The sequence below is a fragment of the Novosphingobium sp. G106 genome (assembly GCF_019075875.1).
In the GTDB taxonomy this organism is placed as follows: Bacteria; Pseudomonadota; Alphaproteobacteria; order Sphingomonadales; family Sphingomonadaceae; genus Novosphingobium.
In genome coordinates, this window is record NZ_JAHOOZ010000001.1 from 3,018,309 (window position 1) to 3,045,252 (window position 26,944).

At 66.3% G+C, this 26,944-nt stretch carries 26 protein-coding genes and 1 pseudogene; 19 read left to right on the forward strand and 8 right to left on the reverse strand.

All coding sequences use genetic code 11. The annotated features are described in order from the left end of the window. Positions 1–6 precede the first annotated feature (6 nt). Both KRR38_RS14345 and KRR38_RS14350 read left to right on the forward strand, forming a co-directional pair. On the forward strand, positions 7–741 hold the full coding sequence (locus tag KRR38_RS14345) for an anti-sigma factor (protein ID WP_254514804.1): 735 nt from the start codon (positions 7–9) through the stop codon (positions 739–741). A 49-nt stretch (positions 742–790) separates the two neighbouring features. Next, positions 791–958 carry a hypothetical protein gene (locus tag KRR38_RS14350; RefSeq protein WP_217402558.1) on the forward strand — a complete coding sequence of 56 codons (168 nt, stop codon included), beginning with the start codon at positions 791–793 and terminating at the stop codon, positions 956–958. A 14-nt stretch (positions 959–972) separates the two neighbouring features. Here the strand turns inward: KRR38_RS14350 and KRR38_RS14355 are convergent, their stop codons facing one another. Together KRR38_RS14355 and KRR38_RS14360 are read right to left on the reverse strand one after the other, a co-directional pair. Then, positions 973–1,599 (reverse strand): hypothetical protein, encoded by a 627-nt coding sequence (locus KRR38_RS14355; RefSeq protein WP_217402559.1) that lies wholly within the window; start codon positions 1,597–1,599, stop codon positions 973–975. Between the two features lie 108 nt (positions 1,600–1,707). After that, positions 1,708–2,526, reverse strand: coding sequence for a TorF family putative porin (locus KRR38_RS14360; RefSeq protein ID WP_217402560.1), 819 nt, complete (start codon positions 2,524–2,526; stop codon positions 1,708–1,710). A gap of 312 nt (positions 2,527–2,838) precedes the next feature. On the opposite strand from KRR38_RS14360, the gene KRR38_RS14365 reads away from it, so the two are divergent. From KRR38_RS14365 to KRR38_RS14395, 7 genes are all read left to right on the forward strand, one after another. Beyond that, positions 2,839–3,291, forward strand: a complete 453-nt coding sequence (locus KRR38_RS14365) for a hypothetical protein (RefSeq protein WP_217402563.1) — start codon at positions 2,839–2,841, stop codon at positions 3,289–3,291. Between the two features lie 170 nt (positions 3,292–3,461). After that, on the forward strand, positions 3,462–4,208 hold the full coding sequence (locus KRR38_RS14370; protein WP_217407279.1) for a response regulator transcription factor: 747 nt from the start codon (positions 3,462–3,464) through the stop codon (positions 4,206–4,208). Positions 4,209–4,221: 13 nt separating this feature from the next. After that, complete coding sequence (locus tag KRR38_RS14375; protein ID WP_217402566.1) at positions 4,222–4,902, forward strand: hypothetical protein; 681 nt, start codon at positions 4,222–4,224, stop codon at positions 4,900–4,902. Next, positions 4,878–5,543: an ATP-binding protein gene (locus KRR38_RS14380; RefSeq protein WP_217402568.1), complete on the forward strand. Its 666-nt coding sequence runs from the start codon at positions 4,878–4,880 to the stop codon at positions 5,541–5,543. The genes KRR38_RS14375 and KRR38_RS14380 overlap by 25 nt, the downstream gene beginning before the upstream one ends. A gap of 120 nt (positions 5,544–5,663) precedes the next feature. Next, complete coding sequence (locus tag KRR38_RS14385; protein WP_309141192.1) at positions 5,664–6,353, forward strand: carbonic anhydrase; 690 nt, start codon at positions 5,664–5,666, stop codon at positions 6,351–6,353. Beyond that, positions 6,350–7,894, forward strand: coding sequence for a SulP family inorganic anion transporter (locus KRR38_RS14390; protein ID WP_217402570.1), 1,545 nt, complete (start codon positions 6,350–6,352; stop codon positions 7,892–7,894). The genes KRR38_RS14385 and KRR38_RS14390 overlap by 4 nt, the downstream gene beginning before the upstream one ends. Then, entirely contained in the window at positions 7,804–8,670 is an 867-nt protein-coding gene (locus KRR38_RS14395; RefSeq protein WP_217402572.1) for a hypothetical protein, read from the forward strand. Before KRR38_RS14390 ends, KRR38_RS14395 begins: the two co-directional genes overlap by 91 nt. Before the next feature lie 22 nt (positions 8,671–8,692). On the opposite strand, the gene KRR38_RS14400 is transcribed toward KRR38_RS14395, so the two are convergent. After that, positions 8,693–9,439: an HAD-IIB family hydrolase gene (locus KRR38_RS14400; protein ID WP_217402574.1), complete on the reverse strand. Its 747-nt coding sequence runs from the start codon at positions 9,437–9,439 to the stop codon at positions 8,693–8,695. 224 nt (positions 9,440–9,663) lie between these two features. Here KRR38_RS14400 and KRR38_RS14405 point away from each other — a divergent pair, with 224 nt between their 5' ends. The 3 genes and pseudogenes from KRR38_RS14405 to KRR38_RS14415 all read left to right on the forward strand — a co-directional run bounded on the left by KRR38_RS14405 (position 9,664) and on the right by KRR38_RS14415 (position 13,731). Continuing rightward, the gene (locus tag KRR38_RS14405; RefSeq protein WP_217402577.1) at positions 9,664–10,710 is read left to right on the forward strand and encodes a class I fructose-bisphosphate aldolase; all 1,047 of its coding nucleotides are present in this window, start codon (positions 9,664–9,666) and stop codon (positions 10,708–10,710) included. Between the two features lie 89 nt (positions 10,711–10,799). Next, positions 10,800–13,156 (forward strand): annotated as a pseudogene (locus KRR38_RS14410) (phosphoketolase). An 8-nt stretch (positions 13,157–13,164) separates the two neighbouring features. Next, positions 13,165–13,731, forward strand: coding sequence for a histidine phosphatase family protein (locus KRR38_RS14415; RefSeq protein WP_217402580.1), 567 nt, complete (start codon positions 13,165–13,167; stop codon positions 13,729–13,731). On the opposite strand, the gene KRR38_RS14420 is transcribed toward KRR38_RS14415, so the two are convergent. Further along, positions 13,728–15,047 (reverse strand): glycoside hydrolase family 130 protein, encoded by a 1,320-nt coding sequence (locus KRR38_RS14420; RefSeq protein ID WP_217402582.1) that lies wholly within the window; start codon positions 15,045–15,047, stop codon positions 13,728–13,730. The two genes, KRR38_RS14415 and KRR38_RS14420, sit on opposite strands and share 4 nt — an antisense overlap. 135 nt (positions 15,048–15,182) lie before the next feature. Between KRR38_RS14420 and KRR38_RS14425 the strand changes: the two genes are divergently transcribed. Further along, the gene (locus tag KRR38_RS14425; protein ID WP_309141054.1) at positions 15,183–15,818 is read left to right on the forward strand and encodes an FKBP-type peptidyl-prolyl cis-trans isomerase; all 636 of its coding nucleotides are present in this window, start codon (positions 15,183–15,185) and stop codon (positions 15,816–15,818) included. Positions 15,819–15,833: 15 nt separating this feature from the next. Here the strand turns inward: KRR38_RS14425 and KRR38_RS14430 are convergent, their stop codons facing one another. Continuing rightward, on the reverse strand, positions 15,834–17,009 hold the full coding sequence (locus KRR38_RS14430) for an acetyl-CoA C-acetyltransferase (protein WP_217402584.1): 1,176 nt from the start codon (positions 17,007–17,009) through the stop codon (positions 15,834–15,836). A 29-nt stretch (positions 17,010–17,038) separates the two neighbouring features. Beyond that, positions 17,039–18,223 carry an acetyl-CoA C-acyltransferase gene (locus KRR38_RS14435; protein WP_217402587.1) on the reverse strand — a complete coding sequence of 395 codons (1,185 nt, stop codon included), beginning with the start codon at positions 18,221–18,223 and terminating at the stop codon, positions 17,039–17,041. A 203-nt stretch (positions 18,224–18,426) separates the two neighbouring features. On the opposite strand from KRR38_RS14435, the gene KRR38_RS14440 reads away from it, so the two are divergent. Both KRR38_RS14440 and KRR38_RS14445 read left to right on the forward strand, forming a co-directional pair. Then, positions 18,427–18,786: a helix-turn-helix domain-containing protein gene (locus KRR38_RS14440; protein ID WP_256449457.1), complete on the forward strand. Its 360-nt coding sequence runs from the start codon at positions 18,427–18,429 to the stop codon at positions 18,784–18,786. Positions 18,787–18,791: 5 nt separating this feature from the next. Further along, entirely contained in the window at positions 18,792–19,334 is a 543-nt protein-coding gene (locus KRR38_RS14445; RefSeq protein WP_217402591.1) for a methylated-DNA--[protein]-cysteine S-methyltransferase, read from the forward strand. A gap of 4 nt (positions 19,335–19,338) precedes the next feature. Here KRR38_RS14445 and KRR38_RS14450 read toward each other — a convergent pair whose 3' ends face one another. Together KRR38_RS14450 and KRR38_RS14455 are read right to left on the reverse strand one after the other, a co-directional pair. After that, positions 19,339–19,911, reverse strand: a complete 573-nt coding sequence (locus tag KRR38_RS14450) for a TetR/AcrR family transcriptional regulator (protein WP_217402593.1) — start codon at positions 19,909–19,911, stop codon at positions 19,339–19,341. 46 nt (positions 19,912–19,957) lie between these two features. Beyond that, positions 19,958–20,932, reverse strand: coding sequence for a LysR family transcriptional regulator (locus KRR38_RS14455; RefSeq protein ID WP_217402596.1), 975 nt, complete (start codon positions 20,930–20,932; stop codon positions 19,958–19,960). 115 nt (positions 20,933–21,047) lie between these two features. Here KRR38_RS14455 and KRR38_RS14460 point away from each other — a divergent pair, with 115 nt between their 5' ends. The 4 genes from KRR38_RS14460 to KRR38_RS14475 all read left to right on the forward strand — a co-directional run bounded on the left by KRR38_RS14460 (position 21,048) and on the right by KRR38_RS14475 (position 26,942). Further along, positions 21,048–23,090 carry a molybdopterin-dependent oxidoreductase gene (locus KRR38_RS14460; RefSeq protein ID WP_217402598.1) on the forward strand — a complete coding sequence of 681 codons (2,043 nt, stop codon included), beginning with the start codon at positions 21,048–21,050 and terminating at the stop codon, positions 23,088–23,090. A 15-nt stretch (positions 23,091–23,105) separates the two neighbouring features. Beyond that, positions 23,106–23,912, forward strand: coding sequence for an SDR family NAD(P)-dependent oxidoreductase (locus KRR38_RS14465; RefSeq protein WP_217402606.1), 807 nt, complete (start codon positions 23,106–23,108; stop codon positions 23,910–23,912). Between the two features lie 56 nt (positions 23,913–23,968). Further along, entirely contained in the window at positions 23,969–26,005 is a 2,037-nt protein-coding gene (locus KRR38_RS14470; protein WP_217402608.1) for a molybdopterin-dependent oxidoreductase, read from the forward strand. Between the two features lie 82 nt (positions 26,006–26,087). Then, complete coding sequence (locus tag KRR38_RS14475; RefSeq protein WP_217402610.1) at positions 26,088–26,942, forward strand: AraC family transcriptional regulator; 855 nt, start codon at positions 26,088–26,090, stop codon at positions 26,940–26,942. Positions 26,943–26,944 lie beyond the last annotated feature (2 nt).

A 26,944-nucleotide genomic window follows, 5' to 3' on the forward strand; every position in this document is an offset into this window, starting at 1 on the left:
AGGGAAATGGCGATGCACGCCCTGCTCGACGACGAGCTCGATGCGCTGGGCACGGTCGCGCTCGAAGAGCACATGCGCGGCTGTGTGTCCTGCCGCAAAGCGTTCGACCGGCTCGAACGGTTGCGCGGGGTGCTGAGCGAACCGGAGCTGCGCCATCGCGCACCCGATGCGCTACGCGAGCGCATCATGGCGACGCTACCGCAGCAACGTGCGCCTGCCGCCACGCGAGCGCCTAGCTGGCGCGCCTGGTCGGGCGGTGCAGTGGGCGGCGCGATCGCGGCCAGCCTGGCCCTGCTGGTAGGCATGCCGCAGATCAGCGAGCCGGGCATCGCGGACCAGCTGGTCGACGGCCACATCCGCTCGCTGCAGAGCGCCCATCTGATCGATGTCGCCACCTCGGACCGCCACGTCGTCAAGCCGTGGTTCAACGGCCGCATCGACTTCGCCCCGCAGGTCGTCGACCTGAAGCCCCAGGGCTTCCCGCTGGTCGGCGGGCGGCTCGACGTGATCGACCAGAAGACGGTCGCGGTGCTCGTCTATCGCCGGCGCCTGCACAGCATCAACCTGTTCGTCCGGCCGGCTCCTGCCGTAGCCTCGCCATTCGTCCGCAGCTTGCGGCAGGACAGCTACAATCTGGTGCGCTGGACCTCGGGTGGGCTCGAATTCTGGGCCGTTTCCGATCTCGGTTCCGACGAGCTCCAGCAGTTCCAGCAGGCTTTCGTCCGCGCCGACAAGATGTGAGGGTTTCCCCTCTCTGGAAATCCGCGGTCGTCACCACCATTTAGGGACTATGACGGACCTCATCATCGGACTTTGCATCGGTGTTGCCTGCGCGATCGTGCTGGGGGTCATGTGGCGCGCGGCGGAAAAGCTCCGCCGCGAGCTGCGATCCGGCGACGAAACTACGGAAGACAAGCGCACGCTCGGCCGCCAAGGTCCGAAAGACCTGTCACACTAGGAGCGCCGCTCCTTTCAGCCTGCAGCGCGCTTCCATGTCTCCAGGGCGTCGAGCAGCCCGGCCGCTTCTGCTGGAGCCAGACCGCCCGTAACGTCGCGGCCGTTCCTGTCCTTGAAACGCAGGCGCCACGGCGTCTGCTGACCTGCGCGATAGGCCGCGGCGATCTCGCGGATCGTGCGATCCGATAGCTCGAAGCCCACTTTCATGAACTGGTTGCAACTGCCGATCCCATCGGTCGGCGGGCACTGGTCGAGCCAGTTCTCGACCGCCATGACCTGCGACTGATCGAGCGCGCCGCCCGCCAGATACTGCACGGATTCGAGATTCCGCTGCTGGCCCACATAGCTGAGCTGATGCCAGACCTGCCACGAAACCTGGCCCGTTGCGCGGTCGACCAGCGCGCGCAGATGCACATCGTTTGCTTGGGCGCCCTTGATCGGGCGCCCGCGCGTGTAACCGTCCTGGGTCGAGAGCACGATCGCCGGTTCGAGGGGGTCGTCGACGATCCGCACCTTGCTGGCGAAGTCGGCCGGCGAAAGCTGCGCCAGGCCGGCGGGCAGCCGTTCGTAGGCCTGGGCCGGCACTACGACGATTATCGGGAGGAGTGCCGCCAGAAAGGCCAGTTTCGTTTTTCCGATCATGTGTCTGTTCTAGCGCGGCGAGATTGCCCGGGACGGTCCTCCGCGTAACAAAACATTGCCGCCTGGCAGCGAATGCCGGGGCGCCGCACGCGGCGCCCCGGTCGCGGATCAGAACGCCGCGGTCAGCGAGAACACCACCGTCGAGCCGGCGATCGACGAACCGTCCTTGGTCGAGGAAAAGTTCGGCTGGAGATAGGCCGACTTGGCGGCGGTGATGTTCGTATCGATGTAGCTCGCGCCCAGGGTCAGCGGCCCGACGGCAGCATCGGCACCGAGCGACCAGTCCCAATACTTGCCGGTCGGCGTGACGCTGGTGCCGTTCGGCCCCAACCCCGGGTTGCCGTTGGAATGGCCGAGATGGGCCTTCAAGGTGAGCGGTGTGCCGGTCACACCAAGGCTGGCGTCGCCCCACAGATAGAGGTTGTCCTCGCTCTGCCCGCGGCTTTGCGGCGTGTTCGAGAAGTTGCCGAGCGCCTTCTGCTTGGGCGCATAGGCCACGCCCGCCAGCAGGCTGGCCGGACCGACGGTACCGCTGATCTTGACATAGGGCTCGGCGAAATCGGTGAGGTCCGCGCCGCCCGGATACATGTACCAGGTCAGCCCGACGTCCACCTTCACACCGCCGAATTCCTTGGCGATGCCGCCGTAGAGATCGAGTTCCGTGTTGGATCCGCCGAACGTGCCCCAGCCGGCAAGATTGGAGCCCCAGGCGCCGACATAGAGCCCCGATTCATGCGTAACGGAGACACCGGCCTGAACCGCCATCGCCTTGTTCGACTGCGACACGCCGCGGAAGCGGTAGTCGCTGAGCAGGGCGGCGCTGCCGGCAATTTCGAATTCGCCCGGAGGCGCTTCCTGAGCAAGCGCGGCACCAGCAAACACGGGGCAGGCGGACGCCAGGATGGCGGCAGCAATCAACTTCTTCATGGAACATTCCCTCATTGTTTTGAGAACGTTCCTCCTGCGCTCCGATGCCAGGTCGCTTCTTCAGCCGGGGGGTTAAGCCGGTATCATGGACCCGTGCATCGGAACGCCCCGATGTAACCCGGCAGTGCTGCTCGAAATTTTCCAGTCTGTGTCAAATTGTTGCCGGCCGCTTCGGGCATGCCACCGCCGCCAACCGCTGTAATTCTTTGTTACAATCCGGTGTGCGGCGAGCAACGCAAGGCTGGTAGTCGGACACGGTCCAACATGATCGCCAACACGACCAGTTGCCCGATCCTAGCCGGAGTCCTCCCCATGAAAATCGCTTCGCTGCTCGCCGCCTCCTGTGCTTTCCTTGCCGTTCCCGCGGCCGCAGGTGTCGTTCACCAGACTTCGCTGTCGCACGACGGCGGCACGCTCTCGGTCCGCTATGAGCCGGTGACCAAGACCGAGCTGCGCCAGTCCGGCCTCGGCCCGCGCGCCCAGGCTGCCTGCCTCTGGACCGCCGAAGTTTCGGTCGAGCGCAAGCTGCTCGACGCCTCGGGCCGTCCGATCGAGGCGCTAACCCGCGTGGTCGGCGAGCCCAAGGTCGCCGAAGGCCTGCAGCCCGGCCTTTGCGCCCATGTCACCCCGCGCCAGGTCTCGATGTTCCGCGGCAATACAGCGAAGATGCAGGCCCTGCTCGCCCGTGCCGCCGAGAGCGACAGGCATGCGCTCCACACCGAGCTGGCCAGCCTCGGATCGCTGGGTCGCGGCGCCTCGCGCTGAGAGCTTGGCACCTTGGCGAACGATCTCATCGGCCTAGGCCGACGGGGTCGGTCGCCTGTCTGGCGCAATGAACAGGCCGTGACGACACGGGGTGGTCGTGCCGGCGGATATCCCTATATGATGGCCCGATGGGACGGCTGACCCGGTCCGCCGCGCAGCCGAAGGAATCGATGAACTTCCAGGACATAACCACTGGCGCACCGGCGCTTCAGCAATCGATCCTCATCGTCGAGGACGATCCTGCGCTGCGCGTGCTGCTGGGCCGCCGCCTACAGGAAAACGGCTTCAAGACCCTGTCGGCGCAGTCCGCACCCGAGGCCTGGCGCATGCTGGACAGCGTTCCGGTGGACCTCGTGCTTCTCGACATCATGTTGCCCGGCACCAGCGGCCTCGACATCTGCCGCGCGATCCGGCGCGACTCCATGGTTCCGATCATCATCCTGAGCGCCCGCGCCGACGAGACCGACCGGGTGTTGGGGCTCGAACTCGGCGCCGACGACTATGTGCCCAAGCCGTTCAGCACCAAGGAGCTGATCGCGCGCATCCGCGCGGTTCTGCGCCGCCGCCAGCCCGACTGGCTGCAGCCGCAGGAGGCGCGCGGACTGTTGCGGTTCGCCGGCTGGACGCTCGATATCCGCAAGCACGAACTGACCTCGCCGCAGGATGTCCGCGTCGAGCTCTCGGGCGCCGAATATGGCCTGCTGGTTGTCCTGCTCGACAATTCGCAGCGCGTGATCGGCCGCGAGCGGCTGCTCGAACTGTCGCGCACGCGGCTGGGCGATGCCTCCGACCGCAGCGTCGACGTCCTCATCAGCCGGCTGCGTCGCAAGCTGGCGCAGGACGAGGACAGCACCGGGCTGATCCGCACCATGCGCGGCACCGGCTACATGTTTACCGCGACCGTGGAACGCATTTGATCCGGAGCCGCGTTTGACCCGGGGGCATATCTGGCCCGACGGCCTGATCGGCCGGGTCATGCTGGTATTGCTCGGCGCGATCCTGCTCGAGTTTCTCGGCAGCGCGCTGCTCTACCAGTATTTCGACACCTCGAAATCGCGCGAGGAAAGCGCGCGCAATCTCGCCGAACAGCTCGTCGTCGCCGACCAGGTGCTTTCGGGCGCCAGTCCGGCCCGGCGGCACGCGCTGGAAAGCCAGCTCTCGTCGGACCACGTCCGGATCGTCTGGCGCACGGTGCCGACGGCCGACCAGACTTCGCGCAAGGAATCGCTGCGCGAAGTGCGCGACATCATGATCGACTGGGAAGGCAATCTCGCCAGGCGCGACATCCACCTCGCCTACGATCACAACGAACAGCGGATCGTCGGATCGATCGCGTTGGCCGACGGTAGCCACGTCCAGTTCGTCACCGACATGCGCAGCCATCTGGAGAGCTTCTATCTCTCGGCATTCTCGATCGGCACGCTGCTGATCGGCGTGTTCCTCGCCGCCGCGCTCGTCATCCGGGCGCTGGGATCGCCGCTGCGCAATCTCGCCACGGCGGCCGATGCCGCGGGTCACGGCGAGCCCGTGCTGCTGACCGAACGCGGCCCCCCGACCTGCGCGCCCTGGCCCGCGCCTTCAACGCGATGCAACTCCGCGTCACCGGCCTGATCGACAGCCGCACGCGCGCGCTGGCGGCGATGAGCCACGATCTGCGCACGCCGCTGTCGCGGCTTCGCTTGCGTTCGGAACAGATCGACGACGACATGCTCCAGGCCGCGATCAGCAAGGACATTCACGAGATGGAGCGCATGCTCGATTCCGTGCTCGCCTATCTAGCCGGCGTCGCCGATGACGAGGAACCGCGGCCGATCGATCTCGCGGCGCTGGCCATGACCGTGGTCGACGATGCCGCCGATCTCGGCCAGCCGGTGGACTATGCCGGACCGGATTCGCTGCATGCCAGGCTCCGCTCGCTGCGGATCAAGCGTGCGCTCGGCAACCTGATCGACAATGCGCTCAACTATGGCGAAGGCGCCCATGTCCGGCTCGGCACCTCCGACGTGGGCATCCACCTGATCGTCGAGGACGACGGCCCGGGCATTCCCGCCGAGGAACTGCCGACTGCAGTCGAACCATTCCGCCGGCTCGATTCCGCACGGCCGCGCAATACCGCAGGGATGGGCCTCGGCCTCTCGATCGTCACCGACATCATGCAGCGCGAAGGCGGCGAACTGCGTCTACGCAATCGCCAACCGCACGGGCTGACCGCCGAGCTGTTCTTTCCGCTCGTGCAACAAAATCCTTCGTAACAATTTGAAATAGTTCAGCGGCACCGCAGCAAAACGCGGTCCCTATCCTTCAGGACCATCATGCTCCTGCTCCGCCCGCAGCTCGGGCAACAGGGCGTAGATCTTCCTGAAAGGATGAACGTGGACAATATCCTCGATCGCGCAGGCCGCTTCCGCGGCGAAATCTTCGAGCCGGAGAGCGTGCTCTACAAGCGGCTCGTCTCCGACGGTCAGAGCCCGAAAGCCCTGATGATCTCCTGCGCGGATTCGCGCGTGGTGCCCGAACACATCACCCAGGCCGGGCCGGGCGAACTGTTCGTCTGCCGCAATGCCGGCAACATCGTACCGCCCTTCGCCACCCAGAATGGCGGCGTTTCCTCGACCGTGGAATATGCCGTCGTCGTGCTCAAGGTCCGCGACATCGTCGTCTGCGGCCATTCGGACTGCGGCGCGATGAAGGCCTTCCTCAACCCGGAATCGCTGGCCGCCGTCCCCAACGTGGCGGCCTGGTTGCGGCACGCCCATGCCGCCGAATGCGCGGTGAACGCCGCCTATCCGCATCTCGAGGACAAGGACAAAGCCCACGCACTGGCGATGGAAAACGTGATCGTCCAAATCCAGCACCTGCGCACGCATCCTTCGGTGGCGGCGGCGATGGCGCGCGGCGATCTGACGCTGCACGGCTGGTTCTTCGAGATCGAGAGCGGCGAGATCTACGCGCTCGACGGTCAGTCCGGCACCTTCGCGGTGGTCGACGGCGACAAACCGCTGCCCGTCGCCGTCGCGCCGCGTGAGGCGAAGCCGCAACTCCGTTGGGCCAACGCCCGATGAGCTCGGCCGTGGAGAAAACCCCCGCCGCGCTCCCGGGCTGGCTTCCCGCCAGCCTGGGCCGCGATTTCATCGCCTCGCTCGTCGTCTTCCTCGTCGCACTGCCGCTCTGCATGGGCATCGCGGTCGCGTCGGGGATGCCGCCCGAAGCCGGTCTCATCACCGGCATCATCGGCGGTATCGTCGTCGGGCTGCTGGCCGGTTCCCCCCTTCAGGTCAGCGGTCCGGCGGCGGGCCTTGCCGTACTCGTCTTCGAGATCGTGCAGGAACAGGGCGTCGCCGCGCTCGGCCTGATCATCCTGCTCGCGGGTATATTGCAGATCGTCGCCGGCGCGCTGCGCATCGGCCACTGGTTCCGCTCGATCTCGCCTGCCGTCGTCCACGGCATGCTCGCGGGCATCGGCCTGCTGATCGTGCTCAGCCAGCTCCACGTGCTGCTGGATCGCACTCCGCTGCCCAGCGGCCTCGCCAACCTGGCCGCCATCCCCGGCGCCTTCTTCGAGCTGTCGCCCAGCAGCATCGGCTCGATGGAAGCCGCCTTCGCGCTGGGCGGCGTGACCGTCCTGTCGTTTCTCGCTTGGGAGAAGTTTCGGCCGAAGTCGCTTCGGCTGGTGCCCGGCGCGTTGGTCGGTGTAACGGTCGCGACGGTCCTGGCCTATGTCCTGGGTCCCGACGTCAAGCGGGTCATGGTCCCCGAATCGATGATCGACGCGCTCAACATGCCGGGCTGGGGCGACCTGGCACGGCTGGGCGAGACGCAGATCATCGTCAGCGCGCTGATCATCGCCTTCGTCGCCAGCGCGGAAACGCTGCTGTCGGCCGCGGCAGTCGATCGCATGCATGACGGGCCGCGCACCCAGTACAACAAGGAACTTGTCGCGCAGGGCGTGGGCAACATGGCCTGCGGTTTCTTCGGCGGCCTGCCGATGACCGGCGTGATCGTGCGCTCGTCGGCCAACGTCCAGGCCGGCGCGATCACGCGGCTGTCGGCGATCCTGCACGGCGTCTGGATCCTCGGCTTCATCGTGCTGCTGCCCTGGCTGCTCCGCGAGATGCCGACGGCGGCGCTGGCCGGCGTGCTCGTGGTGACCGGCTGGCGGCTCGTCAGCCTGACTCACGCCAAGCACCTGTTCCACCAGTACGGTCCGCTTCCCGCCGCGGTCTGGGCCCTGACTTTCGTCATGGTGGTAACGACCGACCTGCTGACCGGCGTGCTCGTCGGCCTGGCGTTCTCGCTGCTCGAGCTCGCGCCCTACTTCCGCAACCTCAAGCTGCACCTCGGCCACCGCGACGCAGGCGACATCGCCGAAGTCGAAGTCTCGGGCGCGGCGACCTTCGTCAACCTGCCCAAGCTGGCCAAGCACCTCGACGAGGTGCCCGAAGGCCGCCACATCCGCATCCGCTTCAAGGATATCGTCTGCCTCGACCACACCTGCGCCGAGCTGATCAAGGAATGGGTGGCGCGCAAGCACAAGCGCGGGATCGACGTCGAGTACCAGCTCGACAAGGATTTTCGCTTCGGCCGCATGCTCGCGACGCACTGACGCGCCTTCACCGGCTACAAAGAGTAGGCGGCGGAATTTCGCCGCCTCCTTTTCCGGCCGCGCCAAACGGCCTCTTCCCGGGCGCAAGCAGGGTTTTCACCGATATCGCGGGCACCGCGGCGCCAATAGGCTCGGCCTGGGAAACACGTCTTCCGCCGACGTTATCGAGGGCCACCGTCATGAATGTGCGCCATTTCGCCATCGCAGCCGCAATCTGCGCGATCGTTCAGCCGGCGCTCGCGCAGAAAACGGTGCGGGACGACATGTCGATTCAGGTCACGCCGGGCGAAGCCCACTACAAAAGCAGGACCCATGCCGAAGGGACGGTCATCGCGATCAACTACGCCACGCGCTCGATCAGCCTACGCCTGGACGATGGCGAAGAGGTCACCATGACCGCTCGTCCGGAAATCAAGCGGCTCAACATGATCAAGATCGGCGACAAGGTGGTGGCCGACTATGAGGAACGCCTGCATGCCCGGGTGATCAAGGGCGGACGCCAGCCGATCGGCTGGCAGTCGACCAATTCCGCTCAAAGCGCCGCAAGCGGCCCGCCGGCCGGCAGCATGACCGCCAATGCGATATTGATCGCCAACATCACCAACGTGGACCGGCAGGCATCGGTCGTGACCTTCCAGGGCGCGCTCGAAAGCAAGGAACTGATCGTTCAGGACCCCAAGCAACTGGCCCTCATGGAGATCGGCGACCAGCTCGAAGTGACCGTTACCGGAATGCTGGCCTTGTCCGTCGAACCCGCGGCGCCGAAAATTAAGTGAAGCGGTCTGGCGCCCGCGGCGATCACTTCAGGCAGGCCACTATCCCTGCGATCACCGCCAGCGTTTCCTGCGGGTCGCGCACGCGGACGGTGTCGAGCCCCAATTCCTTGGCCGGATAGTCGTTGCCGCCCGGAAAAATGGCATCGCCGATGAACATCATGTCGTCGAGCGCTATGCCGCTGTTGTCGCGCAGTTTCTTCAGGCCATAGGCCTTGTCGACGCCCTGGCGCGTGATGTCGATCGACGTCGCCCCGCCCATGTTGATCGAAAGGTCGGGCAGCCGCTTCCTGAGGTCCGCCTGGATGATCCGGCGCTTCGCGAAGTCGGGGTCCCAGTGCTCCTTGGCATCAAGCGGCGCCTGCTGCCCAAGGGCCGAGAACGTGATCTGGCTGCCGCGATCCTCGATCCGTTCCCCCCAGGTTTGCTCGGGCACGAAGCCGGTCGCGACCAGCGCCTCGTCGAAGGCCTTGAGGATCTTCGCTTTCTGCGCGTCGTCGAACAGTTCGGCATAGACCGGGGTCCAGCTACCGTCGCGGTTGACGTAGAGCTTGGTTCCCGTCGTGGGCTGCAGCCAAAGCCGGGCACGGTTCGCACGCGCCGGCAGCCTCGAGGCGACCTGCTTGTCGAACTGCGGCCAGTCACCGCCCGAGATGACCGCGACGTCGGCAACATCCAGCAGATCGGCGAGAGCCTCGCCCATATCCTCTTTCAGCGGCTGCTTGCTCTCGGCCAGGGTTCCGTCGAGATCGAAGGCGACAAGCCGTTTCATCGAAATGCTCCATTCAGGTGGGGAAATCGCCAGCGCCGCCCACTACTGCCGATTGATGTCGATGAGGTTACTATTGGCGCCTTCGTCGTCGCGGACAAAGACCGATTTTTCCCATCGACATAGATTAGCCTGCTTTGCCCTAGGCGGGCATCGGGATTCCTCCCAAGTTCCGCGGCCGAGTGCCGCGGTATAGAACTGGCGAAGGGGCTCGGAGTTTCATACCGATGCCCGAATCTCTTTCAGCGATTGCCCAGGCGCTTGTCACGGACGGCAAGGGCGTTCTCGCGGCCGACGAAACGCCCGGGACGCTCACTCGCCGCTTCGAGCAGTACGGCATCGCTTCGACACCCGATACGCGCCGCGCCTATCGCGAAATGCTGTTCTCGGCCCCCGGTCTCGGGCAGTGGATCGGCGGGGTCATCCTGCAGGACGAGACGATCCGGCAGACGACTTCGCAAGATATTCCGTTCGCGGACCTGCTGGCGGAGCGTGGGATGCTGCCGGGAATCAAGGTCGATCTCGGGGCCAAGCCTCTTGCCGGGAGCGACGGCGAGACAGTCACCGAGGGCCTCGACGGCCTGCGCGAGCGGCTCGCGGAATATCGCACGCTCGGCGCTCGCTTCACCAAGTGGCGCGCGGTCATCCGTATCGACGGGCAAAGACTGCCCAGTTGGTCCTGCATGCACGCCAACGCCCACGCGCTCGCACGGTATGCCGCGCTCGCGCAGGAGCAGGGCCTCGCTCCGATCGTTGAGCCCGAAGTCCTGATGGACGGCGCCCACAGCCTTGCCGAGTGTGAGGCCGTGACGAACCGGATGCTCTGGGAAGTCTTCACGGCACTCGTCGCCGAGCATGTTCTGCCTGAAGGAATATTGCTCAAGCCGAGCATGATCCTGCCCGGTGGCGACGGCGGCGGCCAGGCATCGGTCGAAGATGTCGCGAAGGCGACGCTGCAATGCCTCCTGCACAATGTTCCCGCAGCCGTGCCGGGCATCGCGTTCCTCTCCGGCGGCCAGTCGGCGAACCTCGCCACCGCGCATCTCGATGCGATCAACCGGCTTCCCGGCATCAGGCCCTGGCCGATCAGCTTCTCCTTCGGCCGCGCGCTGCAGGATCCGGCGCTTCAGGCCTGGGCAGGGAAACAGGAGAGAGCCGGCGATGGGGCCCGCGCGCTCATCCACCGTGCCCGCTGCAACGCCGCCGCTGCGATCGGCGCATACGATCCGACAATGGAAGAAGCCGCCCCCGAGCCGGCCCTGCTCGACCGTTAGGCGGCCTCCGGCCGCAATTGGAGAACGCGATGACCGACGCCCTGGCGGAAACGCAGCCGACGGTAACGCCCCCGCAAGGCGATCTTACGATGCTCGACGCCTATTGGCGGGCGGCCAACTACCTGTCGGTCGGGCAGATCTATCTCTACGACAATCCGCTGCTGAAGGAGCCGCTGCGCAAGGAGCACATCAAGCCGCGGCTGCTGGGCCATTGGGGCACGACCCCGGGGCTGAACTTCATCTACGCGCATCTCAACCGGATCATCCGGCGCGACGACGTGAGCATGCTCTACATCACCGGGCCGGGACATGGTGGGCCTGGCCTGGTGGCCAATGCCTGGCTCGAGGGCACTTATAGCGAGGTCTATCCCGACATCTCGGCCGACGAGCAAGGCATGAAGAAGCTGTTCAAGCAGTTCTCCTTCCCAGCCACGTCGCACCCGAGACGCCGGGCTCGATCCACGAAGGCGGCGAACTCGGTTATGCGCTGTCGCATGCGTTCGGTGCGGCCTTCGACAATCCGGACCTGGTGGTCGCCTGCGTCGTCGGGGACGGCGAGGCCGAGACCGGCCCGCTGGCAACGAGCTGGCATTCGAACAAGTTCCTCAATCCGGCCACCGACGGCGTGGTCCTGCCGATCCTGCACCTCAACGGCTACAAGATCGCCAATCCGACGGTGCTCGCGCGGATCAGCCACGACGAACTGGAACACCTGTTCCTCGGCTACGGCTATAGGCCCTATTTCGTCGAAGGCAGCGATCCCGCGGCGATGCACGAACTGATGGCCGAGACACTCGACAAGGTCTTCGTCGAGATCGCGCGGATCAAGGCCGAGGCCCGCAGCGGCGTGCGCGAGCGGCCGCGCTGGCCGATGATCGTCCTGCGCTCTCCGAAGGGCTGGACCTGCCCCAAGGAGATCGATGGCAAGCGTACCGAAGGCTATTGGCGATCGCATCAGGTGCCCATGGGCGAGATGCGCGAGAACCCCGATCACGTCCCGATCCTCGAACACTGGATGCAGAGCTATCGTCCGCAGGAGCTGTTCGACGAGGATGGGCGGCTCCGGCCCGAACTGCGCGCGCTGGCTCCCGAAGGCCCACGGCGCATGTCGGCCAATCCCCATGCCAACGGCGGCCTCCTGCTGCGCGATCTCCGGCTTCCCGACTTCCGCGACTACGCGCTCGAGGTCACCGCGCCGGGCGCCGTAACCGCGGAATCCACCCGGGCGATGGGCCGGTTCCTGCGCGACGTGATGAAACTGAACATGGATGCGCGGAACTTCCGCTTGTTCAGCCCCGACGAGAACAATTCGAACCGGTGGCAGGACGTTCTCGATGTCACCAACCGCGCCTGGGAAGCCGAGACCTTTCCCTGGGACGATCATCTCGCGCCCGACGGGCGGGTGATGGAGATGCTCAGCGAACACCAGTGTCAGGGCTGGCTCGAGGGCTATCTCCTGACCGGGCGGCACGGTTTCTTCTCGTGCTACGAAGCCTTCATTCACATCGTCGATTCGATGTTCAACCAGCACGCCAAGTGGCTGAAGGTGAGCAATCACATCCCCTGGCGGCGGCCCGTCGCCTCGCTCAACTATCTGCTGTCGAGCCACGTCTGGCGGCAGGACCACAACGGTCTCAGCCACCAGGACCCGGGCTTCATCGACCACGTCGTCAACAAGAAGGCCGAAGTGGTGCGGGTCTATCTGCCGCCCGACGCCAATTGCCTGCTGTCGGTGACCGACCATTGCCTGCGCAGCCGCAACTACGTGAACGTCGTCGTTGCCGGCAAGCAGATGGCGCCGCAATGGCTGACGATGGACCAGGCGATCCGGCACTGCGAGGCCGGGCTCGGCATATGGGAGTTCGCCAGCAACGATCGCGGCAGCGAGCCCGACGTGGTCATGGCCTGCTGCGGCGACGTCCCGACGCTGGAAACGCTCGCCGCGGTGGAGATCCTCCGCGAGCACATGCCCGAGCTCAAAATCCGCGTCGTCAACGTCGTCGACCTGATGACGCTCCAGCCGTCGGGCGAACATCCGCACGGCTTGCCCGATGCCGATTTCGACGCGCTGTTCACCACCGACAAGCCGATCATCTTCGCCTTCCACGGCTATCCCTGGCTGATCCACCGCCTGACCTATCGGCGCCGCGGCCACGGCAACCTGCATGTCCGCGGCTACAAGGAGGAAGGGAGCACGAGCACGCCGTTCGACATGTGCGTGATGAACCAGATGGACCGGTTCAGCCTGGTGTCCGACGTCATCGAACGGATTCCCGGGCTCCAGTCGCGGGCGGCCTATGCCAAGCAGGCGATCCGCGACAAGCTGATCGAGCACCGCGAATATATCTGCCGCTATGGCGAGGACATGCCGGAGATCAGCAACTGGGCCTGGGGGCGCCAGGCCAGCGACGGAGCCGCGAATGCAACCGGCGGCGACAACGAGTGAGGCCGGGCATGGACGTCTACTGCATCCGCCACGGCGAAACCGAATGGAGCCTGAGCGGCCAGCATACCGGACGCACCGATATCCCGCTGACCGAGAATGGCCGCCGGCTTGCCGCGGAACTGCGCCCGCTGCTGATGGGGCATGATTTCGCGCTGGTCCTGTCGAGCCCGCTTTCGCGCGCGCGCGAGACCTGTGCCCTCGCCGGGCTCAGCCATTCCTGCCAGATCGAACCCGATCTCGGCGAATGGGACTATGGCGATTACGAGGGCCTTACGACCGTCCAGATCAATGAGACCGCGCCCGGCTGGCTGATCTTTCGCGACGGCTGCCCGGGCGGCGAAAGCCCGTCGGACGTCGCCGAGCGGGTCGATCGCGTCATCGCCAGTGTCCGCGACGCGCGGGGTGACGTCGCCCTGTTCGCCCATGGGCACGTTCTGCGCGTCATGGCCGCGCGCTGGATAGGTTTGTCGCCCAGGGCGGGCGCACGCTTCCTCCTCGACACGGGCACGCTCAGCGTGTTTGGCGACTATCGCGGCGAACCGGCGATCCGCGTCTGGAACAATCCACCCGGCTAGTAAGAGCGGCTCATCGCGCCCAGCAGCCCATCGACCGGAATGCTGGCAAAGCGGGTGATGCTGTCGGCCACCGCGAAGGGGAGCAGCAGTGTGCGGTCGTGCACCATCCCGCCGCAGCTGTAGACGACGTTGGGAACATAGCCGTCGCGCCCGCCAACCGGCGTCGGCCGCAGCAGCGGCGATCGCAAGCGGGCAATCACTCTGAAGGGATCGCGCCTGTCGAGCAGGCAGGCCCCCATCGCATAGCTGCGGACAGGCCCGACGGCGTGGGTCAGCACGAGCCAGCCTTCGTCGATTTCGATCGGCGAGCCGCAATTGCCGAGTTGCACGAATTCCCACGGCTCGGCGGGTTCGAGCAGCTTGGCGCCTTCGTCCCAGCGATAGGGGTCGTCGGACCGGAGCAGCCAGACATTCTCCTGGTCCTGGCGGCTCAGCATCAGATACTGGCCGTCGACCTTGCGCGGGAACAGCGCCATGCCCTTGCCGGTGGCGAGCCGCCCCTTGAGCCGGCGGAACTGAACCTCCTTGCCCCGCGCCCGGTGCAGCATTTCCGGCCGGGCTTCCCGGCCGTCGTAAGCCGTATAGGTGCCATAGATCTGCCTGGTCCCATCATCGTCCGCGAAGACGACCAGCCGCATGTCCTCGATGCCCTGGCTCTGGCTAGGCGTGATGGGGAAGATCACCATTTCCGAAAGCGGCCGGTCCTCCGCCGCCACGAGATGGGTTATCGTTTCGTCGCCGTCGCCCTCGGTGGAAGCCTCGCGCAGCAGCGTGCCCTCGTTGCCGGCGGGATCGATCTCGAAGCCGGTGGCCGCGCTCCAGCGCCCGGTGCGGAAGGTGACCGACGAAACGTGCCCCTCGCCAACCGCGCGCAGACCGAGCACGAACTGCACCCTGCCGTCGGGCAGGAGCGGGTTTTCCAGCTTTGGGATCATGCTGGGATTGAACAGCGCCGCCGCCTCGAACGAATATTCGCCGCAGAAATAGGCGGCGATCAGCTGCCTGCGTTCATCACTGACGACGCACGGCGCGAAGGCCGTCCCGTTCACTTCGTCGAACCGGCGAAGCAGATAGCGCTCGGGCTGCTGGACCCGGCCGCGCATCGTTTCCAGCAGCGGCTCGAGAATGCGGCGCATGCCTCCATCCGAAAGCGCGAGCACGCGATCGACGATCCGCTGGGGACGGGGACGCGCGGGATCGGCATATTCGCGCGGGTCCTGGGGCACGAAAGGCCGGATGATCGTGCGCCCGGAATTGGGACGCAGAGTCACGTCCGAAAGCGTGACGATATCCGTGATGTCAGCCAGCTGCTCCATTGCGCGATGTCCCTCTCCGCCTGCCATGGCATGCGGAATGAACGCCCTGCATCACCTACCGTGCCGGCCTTCGTCGGGGTATCGGGTCTATTGCGGAGCAGGCCTCTTCTCAAACGACCGGCCGGCGTCCGCCGTGTGACGGCCAGCGCGGGACGGTTGCTCGATGGCCCGCACCATGGCTATGGCCGCGCCATGCACATCCTCTCCCGCGCTCTGCCGCGCCTCGCCCCTTTTGCCGTCCTGACCCTGGCGATGGCGCCCCTGCCCGCTGCCGCGGCAACAGCGCGCGCGCTAGCGGCGCCAGCGGCAACGACGGACATCATCGCGCTACCGCTCAACCCGATCCTGCCCGCTGGCCAGCGCCTCTGCGCGGCCAAGACCGAGGCGGGCCTAGGCTATACCATGCTCCGCCCGGCGACCGGCTCCAAGCCTACCGAAGCCGACTTCGTGCTGGTCAACTACATCGGTTACCTGGCTGCAACCGGGGCGGTGTTCGATCAGGGAACGCAGGCCGCCTTTCCCGTCAGCGGCGTGATCCCGGGCTTCTCCAAGGGGCTGCAGATGCTGGCCAAGACCGGTATCGCCCGCTTCTGCATCCCCGCCGCGATGGGCTATGGCCCGCAGGGTTCGGGGCCGATCCCGGCCAATTCCGACCTCGTGTTCCAGGTCGAACTGGTCGACTACAAGACCGCCGCGGAAGTCGAGGCGATGCGCAAGGCCAGTGCGGAAGGCTCGGGCGCGCCGGCCGGAGCTACCGCACCTTCGCAGTAAGCGCTCAGGCGGTCGTCACACCGCCTCGAGGATCATCGCGTTCGCCTGGCCGCCGCCCTCGCACATCGTCTGGAGGCCATAGCGCACGCCGCGGGCGCGCATCTCGTGGACCAGCGTCGCCATCAGCTTCGTGCCGCTGGCGCCGAGCGGATGGCCGAGCGAGATCGCGCCGCCGTTGACGTTGAGCCTGGCGGGATCGGCTTCGAGCATCTTCAGCCAGGAGAGCGGAACCGGAGCGAAGGCCTCGTTCACTTCGTAGAGGCCGATGTCCTGGATCGACAGGCCGGTCTTGGCCAGCAGCCGCTGCGTCGCCGGGACGGTCTCGTCGAGCATCATCACCGGATCGCCCGCTGTCACGATGGCCGAATGGATTCGCACGAGCGGGGTCAGGCCATAGCGCTTCACCGCCTCTCCCGAGGCGATGATGACGCCTGAGGCACCGTCGGCGATCTGGCTCGAGCTCGCCGCGGTGATCGCGCCGCCCTCGCGCAGCGTCCTGAGCGCGATCATCGCTTCGAGCGAGGCATCGTGCCGGATGCCCTCGTCCTCGATGTGAAGCGCCGAGCCGGTGTCGAACGGATCGACATGCAGCGGCAGGATTTCGGCGTCGAAGCGGCCGCTGCGGGCCGCCTCGGAAGCGCGACGGTGGCTTTCCAGCGCATAGCGGTCGAGATCGTCGCGCGTCAGGCCGTACTTGATCACCATTCGCTCGGCGCCATCGAACTGGCTGATCTCATCGACCCCGAACCGGGCGATGACGCCGCCCGGAAGCGGGCCCTCCCCGATGCCGTGCTCGGCGTAGATGCGGGTCGGCGAGCCCATGGGCACGCGCGTCATGCTTTCGACGCCGGCGGCGACGACCAGGTCCTGCATTCCCGACAGCACGGCCTGGGCGGCAAACTGCACGGCCTGCTGCGAGGAACCGCACTGCCGGTCGATCGTGACGCCGGGCACCGAAATCGGCAGCGACGAGGTCAGCACCGCATTGCGCGCCAGATCGCCCGACTGCTCGCCGCCCTGCGAAACGCAGCCCATGATGACGTCCTCGATCGCGGCGGGATCGACGCCCGCGCGCGCGACCAGGCTGTCGAGCACCGCGGCGCCGAGGCTCGCCGGATGCCAGAGAGCGAGGCGACCGTTGCGGCGGCCGCTCGCGGTGCGGACGGCTGAGACGATATAGGCTTCCGACATGGTTCAAACTCCGGGTTCGATAGGAGAATTCAGGCGGCGGGGCGCTCTATGGCGATTGAAGTAGCCTCCCCGCCGCCGAGGCAGAGCGAGGCGACGCCGCGGCGCAGCCCACGGGCTTCGAGCGCATGGAGCAGGGTCACGATGATGCGTGCGCCCGTGGCGCCGATCGGATGGCCCAAGGCGCAGGCGCCGCCGTTAACATTGAGCTTTTCGCGAGGAATGCCGAGCTCCTTCGCAGCGCCCATCGCAACGACCGCGAAAGCCTCGTTGATTTCGAAGAGGTCGACTTCGTCCACCGTCCAGCCGACGCGGCCCAGCAGCTTGGCTATCGAGGGCGCGGGCGCGGTGGTGTACCATTCGGGGGCCTGCGAATGGGTGGCATGGCCGCGGATCTCGGCGAGGACCTTCAGCCCCCGTTTCTCAGCCTCGGACCGGCGCATGAGCACCAGCGCCGCCGCGCCGTCGGCATTGGCCGAAGCGCTCGCGGCGGTGATCGTGCCGTCGAGCCGGAAGGCGGGCTTCAGGGTCGGGATCCGCTCGGGCGAGACTTTCATCGGGTGCTCGTCGTCCTCGACCAGCTTGCTCCCGCCTTTCACCGGCACCTCGATCGGCGCGATTTCGGCACGGAATACGCCGCCCGAGACGGCCTCCCGCGCCCGCGTCAGCGTAGTCTGCGCATAGACATCTTGATCCGCGCGGGTGAATTGAAACAGTTCGACCGCAGCCTCGCCGAAATCGCCCATCGGCCGGCCACGCTCGTAAGCGTCTTCCAGCCCGTCGAGCATCATGTGGTCGAAGATCTGGTCGTGGCCGACACGGTAGCCGCTGCGCGCCTTGGCTAGCAGGTAGGGGGCGTTGGACATCGACTCCATGCCGCCCGCGACGATGACGTCGGCCGAGCCGGCCAGCAGCAGGTCGTGCGCGAGCATCGTCGCCTTCATTCCCGAACCGCAGACCTTGTTGATCGTGGTCGCGCCCGTCGCATCGGGCAGCCCCGCACCGCGCGAGGCCTGCCGCGCCGGGGCCTGGCCCTGCCCGGCCGGCAAGACGCAGCCCATATAGACCTCGTCGACGTCCTCGGGCGCGATGCCCGCGCGGGCGACGGCGGACCGGATCGCATGGGCACCCAGCTCGGGGGCCTGCAGTGCCGCCAGCTCGCCCTGGAATCGCCCGAGCGGTGTCCGCACGGCCGATACGATGACGATGGGATCCATGGTCTCCACGCTTGCTCCTTCCTGTGCCGGGGCTCGCCCGAGCAATCTACCGATAGGTTGAAATTCAAGGTGAGCATTTGCCGGCAGGAGTCAATATCTATCAATCGATAGATTGATTTAGCCTATCCATAGGTAAGCCTTGACGCTCACAAGGCCGCACCCTAACTCCCAATCTATCAGTAGATATTCAAGAACGCCCCCCGATGTGGACATCGAGCGACATCACTGCAACGCCCACTCCGCGAGATAGAGATGCCGAGGCAATCTTCGCGCAGCTCTCGGGGCGGTGGGCGCTGCAGATACTCATGGCGCTCGGCGAGGGGCAGCTTCGCTTTACCGATCTTCGCCGCGCCATTCCGAAAGTCAGCGCAAACATCCTGACCGCCCGGCTCCGCGAACTCGAAGCGGCGGAGCTGGTGGAGCGCAGCACCTTGCCACCGCCGGCGGCGGCGCAGGTCTATGCGCTAGCCCCGCTCGCCAGGGAACTGGCCCCCGCCCTCGACCATCTCGCGCGCTGGAAGGAACGCCTTTCTGCTGGTACCGACTTTTCGATCGGGAGATAGCGACAGTGACCAGTCACCATGTCTTCGAGACCGCCGCCGGCTTCGCCGCGATCGGCTGGAATGCATCGGGCATCTGCAGCTTCCGCCTGCCCGCAGCATCCTCTGCGTCAGCGGAACGGGCCCTGCTCAAACGCTTCCCGGGCTCAACCCGCACCGCGCCGCCGGCAGAGATCGCCGCAATCGTGGCTCTCGCCTGTCGGTACTTCGCCGGCGAACAGGTCGACTTTTCGGCCGCGCCCGTCGACATCGGCGAGCAGGAGCCCTTCTTCGCGCGGGTCTATGCCCATGTCCGCGGGATCGGCTGGGGCGAGACGACGACCTATGGCACGGTCGCCAAGGCACTCGGCGAGGGCCCAGAGGCCGCCCGCGCGGTCGGCCAGGCCATGGCGAACAACCCCGTGCCGCTGATCGTCCCCTGCCACCGCGTTCTCGCCGCAGGCGGCAAGATCGGGGGCTTCTCGGCGCCCGGCGGCTCGAACTCGAAAGCGCATATGCTCGAATTGGAAGGCGTCGCTACTGCGCCGCCGCAAATGGGCTTCGGCTTCTGACCCCTCAGGACAGCAGGCTGGCCGACCTGTAGCTGTCGATGATCCCGTCGAAGACCGCGACATTGCCACCGAGACCGCGGACCACCAGCTGCGCCCCTTCCATGGCCGCGAAGATCGCCATGGCGCGGGCGTCCAGCTCGTCCGTGATCATGCGTTTGTGTTTCTTCGCCAGCACGGTCCGCAGGAAGGCCTTGTGTGCCTCGGTGAACTCCTCGAGCCGCTGCTGCGCGGCCTTGGGCAGCGCGCTGACCTCTGCCGACATCATGCCGGCCAGGCACATCCGGTTCCGGCCCACGAAGGCCGTGCGGAACAAGGTGACGTAGCCATCGATCGCCTCCTCGAAGGACAGCGCGGTCAACGGCTCCATCCGCTCGACGAAGCCCTCGCAAAAGCGCCCGACCAGCACTTCCGCAAGATCGCCCTTGGTCGGGAAATGATGGTGTACGCTGGCGCTCTTGATCCCGACGTCGCTCGCGAGGTCGCGAAAGCTCAGCGCGTTGTATCCGTCCGTCATGACGGTGACGGTCGCTGCGGCGATGATTGCCTCGCGAGTGTCGGTGCCTGCTGCTCTTCCCATGAACCGTCACGTAATATCAACCTATCGATAGGTCAATGTTGTCCAGCTATGCGTCGATCTTGCGGGCAAAGGGGATCGAGAGGATAGCGAAGTCGAAAACCCATTCGGCTGGCCACTCGCCCGAGGTGACGGCGTCGTACCATTCCTCGATCAGAACCCTTTCGAGCTCATTGTAGACCGCCCGCGGCAACCGCCAGTCGGGCTTCACCGCCCAGAGCACCGGCTGGGTCAGTTGCGGATCGAGAATGGCCACGCCGGACAGCAGGCCGGCTTCAGCCTCGGCGCGAAAGGCGCGTTCGGGCAGGATGGCGTAATGCGCTCCTTCGCGCAGCAGCCGCTTGGTCAGCTCGATCGAATCGACCTCCATGGCGGGCACGATCTTGATCGCAGCGGCTTCGGCCGCGCGTTCGAGATTGATGCGCAGGCCCGAGCCGCCCGACGGCAGGATCAGCGGCAGTTCCTCCAGCCGGCGGAGCGCGACCGATCCTTGGGCCAGGGCCGCGGACTGCGGCGCACCCACCAGCAGCAGCGGCTCGGACAGGACTTGCGCGCGCGACACGCGCTGCTCGGGAATGATCGACACGAGCACCGCCGCATCGATCAGCCGCCGCGAGAGATCGAAAGCGAGCTTGCTCGAATCCTCCTCGACGACCCGCAGGGCAATATTCGGCAGCGCCTCGCGCAGCCGGGCCACCAGGCGCCCGCCGAACAGTTCGGAGATCGCGGGCGGCATGCCGATGGTCAGCGACGCGCGGACATGGGTGGCGAAGGACCGGGCGCTGCCCAGCGCCGTCTCGATCTCGCTCAGCGGCAGTTCGAGTGCGTCCTTGAGGAACTGCCCCGTATCGGTCAGACGCAGGCCGCGCGGCGAACGTTCGAACAGTTGCGCGCCGATTTCCGCTTCGAGGAGTTGTATCTGCCGGGTCAGTGCCGGCTGTGCGAGACCTTGATCGCGCGCCGCGCGGCTAATCGACCCCTCGGCGGCGGTCTGCAGGAATAGGCGCAGGCGGCGAAGGTTCATGTCAGTAATATAACCAATCCGGCATATCCAGCAAACCAACATTGTATTAGCGTTATGATGAAAACTTGACGAGGCTGGGCTGGGAGCGCGGAAAGTCCGCGGACGGACCTTTGCCATGGCGATTATCGAGAAGAAGTCTTTCTGCCGCATCTGCGGATCGGGTTGCGGGATCGTCGTCACGCTCGACGGCCAGCAGGCGCTCAAGGTCCGGGCCGACGAGGATCATCCGGTCTCGCGCGGCTACACCTGCCCCAAGGGGCGCGCCATCGCGACCGACCACCATCGCGCGGAGCGCCTCGAAGGTCCGATGATCCGGGTGGACGGCGAACTGCAGCCGACGACCTGGGATCGCCTGCTCGACGATCTCGCCCCCAAGCTGAAGACTATCATCGCTACGACCGGACCGGTCGGCGTCGGCACTTTCATCGGCGGCGGCGGCTTCCTGGACGCCAGCGGTTTCTACAGCCTGCTGACCTTCGGCAAGACGATCGGCACGCCTTCGTCCTACAGCGACATGACGATCGATTCGGTGTCCAAGGCGCTGGCGGGCGAGCTGTTCGCGGGGATTTCCGGGCTGGAGCCGCGCGCGGACCTGGCCAGGACCAAGATGGTGATCTTCATCGGCACGAACCCGGTGATCTCGCACACCCGCACGATCCAGATGCATGCGCCGACCGCTGCGATGCGAGACATGCGCGCGCACGGTGCCGAACTGTGGACGATCGATCCGCGCAAGTGCGAGACGGCGATGCGATCGGACGGCTTCATCCAGCCGCGTCCGGGGCTCGACTACGCGGTGCTCGGCCATGCGATCCGCGAGCTGCTGATCGACGGCGCCGACCGCGACTACATCGCCAATCACGCGCAAGACGCCGACAAGCTGGCGGCAGCCGTCAACCGCTTCACGCTCGACTATACCAGCAAGGTTGCCGGGGTCGAGAAGACGACCCTGGAGGCCTTCGTCGCGGCGATCCGCAAGGCCGGGCGGCTCTCGGTCGAGACCGGCACCGGCGTCACCATGCAGCGTGCCGGCAACGTCACCGGCTGGCTGGCCCTGGCGCTGATGGCGGTGACCGGCTCGCTCGACCGCGAGGGCGGCTCCTGGGTCAATCCCGGACGCATCATGCGCAAGGACAAGATGGACTTCCCCGCCGCGCCCGAGGACGGCTGGAACCGGCCCGGCCCGAAAAGCCGCCCCGAACTGCGCGGCACGCACGGCGACTTCCCTTGCGCGGCGATCCCCGACGAGATCGCCGCCGGCAACCTGCGCGCGATGATGGTCTGGGGCGGCAACCTGGAAGTCTGCCTGCCCGAGACGGCGCGCTCCTATGCCGCGCTCAAGGATCTGGAAGTCCTGGGCGTGTTCGACGTGCGCGGCAACCGCACCGTCGACATCGCCACCCACGTCATGCCGACCAAGGGCCAGCTCGAACGCTCGGACATGAGCTTCGTCACCGACACCTCGTTCCCCCTGCTGGTCACGCAATACACCCCGGCGCTGATCGAGCCACTTGGTGATCGCAAGGCCTTCTGGTGGATCCTGGGCGAACTGGGGAAGCGGATGGAAATCGATTTCTTCCCAGGCTTCGACCACGAGGCCGGCACCGACGATACGTTCCTTGCCTATATCCTCGGCCTGTTCGGCCACGATTTCGAGGAGCTGAAAGAAAAGCGCCTGCTCGTCGAGGAGCCGGTGATCGGCTGGGTGCAGAAGTTCGTCGACGAGAAGATGGGCGGCTGGCGCCTCGCGCCGCGGCTGCTGGCCGAACAGCTGGCGGGCTTCGAACAGCGCGAGAGCGAGCACGATTCCGAAGCGCTGATCCTGATACCGCGGCGCCAGAAGTATCACGAGAATTCGAAGCTGATCGATCTGCGCGATCCGCCGCAGGTGATGATGAATTCGGTCGATGCGCTGAAACGGGGCTTCGCGGAAGGCGCGCTGATCAGGGTCAGCACGGTCAGCGGCAAGGTCGAGCGGCCACTGAAGATCGACGACACGCTGCGGCCCGGGGTCATCAACATCCCGCACGGCTGGTCCGACGAAATGAATGTCAACAACCTCACCAGTACCACCCGCGAGGTCGATCCGATCACCGGCATGCTGCTCTTTTCGGGCCTCGAAGTGTCGGTCGAAGCGGTCGTGCCGGTGCCGGCCTAGCGGGAGAAGACTGGCATGGACCTTCAGCTTGGCGGCAAACGGGCCCTGGTGACCGGGAGCAGCAGCGGGATCGGCGAGGAGACCGCCCGCCTGCTGGTCGGCGAAGGCGCCCGCGTCGTGGTGCACGGCCGGAACCGCGAGCGCGCCGAGCGCATAGCCGCCGAGATCGGCGCCGCGGGTGTCGCGATCGGCGACCTGTCGATCATCGACGAGGTCGAGGCGGTCTATGGCGAAGCCCGAGCTGCCTTGGGCGGCAACATCGAAGTGCTGATCAACAATGCCGGGGGCAGCACCACGAACAACGCCACCCGTGCCCCGGCCGACACCCCCATCGAGGACTACGTCACCAACTTCCGCTCGAACACGCTCGGCGCGATCCGCCTGTGCCAGCTCGCCGTGCCCGAGATGGTGGCGGCGCGGTTCGGCCGGATCGTCAACGTATCGAGCGCGGTCGCGACCCAGCCAAACGCGCTCGGCGCCGACTATTCGGCCGCCAAGTCGGCGCTCAACAATTTCACGGTCAGCCTCGCCGGGTCGCTCAAGGGCGTGAACGTCACGGCCAACGTGCTCCAGCCCGGGATGGTCATGGCCGACGGCCTGCTGCGCTACGGCCGCGAGAAGTACGGCGATTCCGAGATGTCGATCGACTCGGTGACGCAGCGGCTCGCAGCGGACGGCGTGTTCGATCTGCCGCCGGTCGGCCGGCTCGGTACGCCGCGCGATCTTGCCTTTGTCGCCTGCATGCTGGCGAGCCCGATGTCCGGCTTCGTCAGCGGCGCCAACTACCGTGTGGACGGAGGCATGGTGCGCGGCCTGAACTGAACAAGATGCTGATCTGAAAACGCCAGTGACCTGAAAACAAGAATGGGAGAAGCACTGTGGGACTGATCGAGAAGAAATCGTTCTGCCGGGTCTGCGGGTCCGCCTGCGGCATCATCGTCGAGCTCGACGGCGAGCGCGTCGTCAAGGTACGCGGCGACGAGGACCATCCCATCACGCGCGGCTATACCTGCCCCAAGGGCCGCAACCTGGCGGCGGACCACGCGCGCGAGGACCGGCTCGAAGTGCCGCTGATGCGCGTCGGCGATCAGCTGGAAGCGACGAATTGGGACAGCCTGCTCGATGACCTGGCGGCCAGGCTCAAGACCATCCTCGACGAATCTGGCCCCCGTGCAATCGGCCTGTTCACCGGCGGCGGCGGCTATCTCGACTGCAGCGGGCACCTGAGCTCGATGGCTTTCGCCCAGGTGCTAGGGACGCCGTCGAACTACAGCGACATGACCATCGACAACGTCCCCAAAGTGCTGATCCCCGAGCTGATGGCTGGCATCCCCGGCCTGATGAGCCGCGCCGATACGGCACACTGCAACATGCTGATATTCATGGGCACCAACCCGGTCATCTCGCACGGCCACACCTGGACCCTGAACAGCCCGACTGCGGCCCTGCGCAACATCACCGGGCGCGGCGCCGAGATCTGGGTGATCGACCCGCGGCGCACCGAGACCGCGCAGCGCTCGACCCGCTACCTCGCCTCGCGGCCGGGCATGGACTACGTGGTGCTCGGCTTCCTGATCCGCGAACTGCTGGAGGACGGCGCCGACCGTGCCTTCATCGAACAACACACCCAGGGCGTCCAGCAGCTGCGCGAGGCGGTCACGCGCTTCACCGCGGCCCGCGCGAGCGCGCTCAGCGGCATTCCTGAGGAAGAGCTCGGCGAACTGCTGGCCGCAGTGCGGCGCAACGGCCAGGTCTCGGTCGATACCGGCACGGGCGTGACGATGTCGCGCGCGGGCAACATGACGCAATGGCTGAGCTGGGCGCTGATGCTGATCACCGGCTCGCTCGACCGCGAGGGCGGCGCCTGGATCCACCCCGGTGCGATCTCGCGCATGGACAAGATGGACATTCCAGCGGCGCCGGAAAGCGGCTGGGGCCAGCCCGGGCCGGACAGCCGCCCCGACCTGCCCTCGATCGCGGGCAACTATCCCTGCGCCGCGATCCCCGACGAAATCGCCGCGGGCAACCTGCGTGCAATGGTCGTCTTCGGCGGCAACATCGAGCCCTGCCTCCCCGAGACGGGCCGGACCTACGACGCGCTCAAGCAACTCGAGGTGCTGGCCACCTTCGACGTCCGGCCGACGCGGACCACAGACATCTCGACCCACGTCATGCCCGGCAAGCACCAGCTCGAACGGTCGGACCTGACCTATGTGACAGAGTCCTACTTCCAGCTCCTGTCGACCCAGTACACCCCGCCAATGGTCCCCGTGGTTGGCGATCGCAAGGGCGTGTGGTGGGTCATCGGCCAGCTCGGCAAGCGGATGGGGATCGACTTCTTCCCAGGCCTCGACGTCGACAATGCCGATGACGAAACCGTGGTCGACTACATCACCGGCCGCTCGCCGATGACCTTCGAGGGGCTGCGCGAGAACCGCATGGTCAACCGCGAACCGGTGATCGGCTGGATGGAAGACTACGTCGACGCCAAGATCGGCGGCTGGCGTCTGGCACCGCCGTCGCTCGTCGCGCAGCTCAAGGACTTCGAAGGCTGGGAAAGCGTGCAGAAGCCCGGCGATCTCGTGCTCATCCCGCGGCGGCAGAAGTATCACGAGAACTCGAAGATGCTCGACCTGCGCGACAAGCCGCATGTCTTCCTCAACCCGGAGGATGCCGAGAGCGGCGGCTTTACCGAAGGCGAACTCGTCGAGGTGCGCAGCGTCAACGGCTTCCTGCGCGGCACGGTCAAGATCGACGCCTCGCTGCGCCAGGGCGCGCTCAACGTGCCGCACGGCTGGTCCGACGAGTTCAACGTCAACCGCCTGACGGGCACGCGCGAGTGCGATCCGCTGACAGGAATGGTGCTCTATTCCGGCCTGCCGGTGTCGCTCCACGCGATGGCGAAAACCGGCTGATCGCTGAAACCCGGCGGCAGCGGCCCTCTCCCATCTTGCGAAGGCGGGATGCGGGGGCATGCTGCGGCCAGGGAGAAGTGGCTTGAGCAGTGCGCGTGCCTACGAGATCGAGGCGGAACTCGAAATGGACCTGGGCCGCGTCGCCCTGGTGCATGAGCGTTTCGCCACGCCGCTCGACATCTGCGGAAGCAGCGGCACCTATCACCTCCAGCTCTCGATGCTGCCACTCACCCGCACCAGCATCAGTTGTTACAGCGACCATTGGAACCCCAATCGCTTCGAGCCGATGGGAGACATCTTCATCCTGCCGGCGCAATCGGCCACGCATACGATGGCTTGGTGCGACGAGCAGCGATCGCTGGTCTGCTCCATCGATCCTGCGCGCGCCGATGCCTGGCTGGGCGCGGATTTCGAATGGACCGACGGCAGCCTCGTGCGCAGCCTGAACATCGCCAGCCCGGAAGTCCGCCGCCTGCTGCACCGCGTCGCGGCGGAGCTGGAAAACCCCGGCCACGCCAGCCGCATCCTGATCGAGGCGCTGGTTACCCAGGCCTGCGTGGAACTGTCCCGCTACCTGCGCGAGCAGGACGACCGGGGTGCGAAAGGCGGGCTTGCGCCCTGGCGGATGCGGATCGTCGAGCAGGAAATCGCGCGCAATCCCGGTCGGGCGAGCGTTGAGGCCATCGCGCAGAAATGCGGTTTCTCGGTCAGGCAGCTCAGCCGGGCCTTCCGCGCCAGCCGCGGGCAGACGCTGGCCGACTATATCGCCGGCAATCGCATCGGCCTGGCGCGAGAGATGCTGGAGGACGGGGCGAGCATCAAGCACACCGCCCATGCCGCCGGCTATTCCTCCCCCTGCAACTTCGCGACTGCGTTCCAGCGCGAGATCGGCTGCACCCCGCGCGTCTACCGCGCGCGCCAGCTCGCCCGCGCCTGACG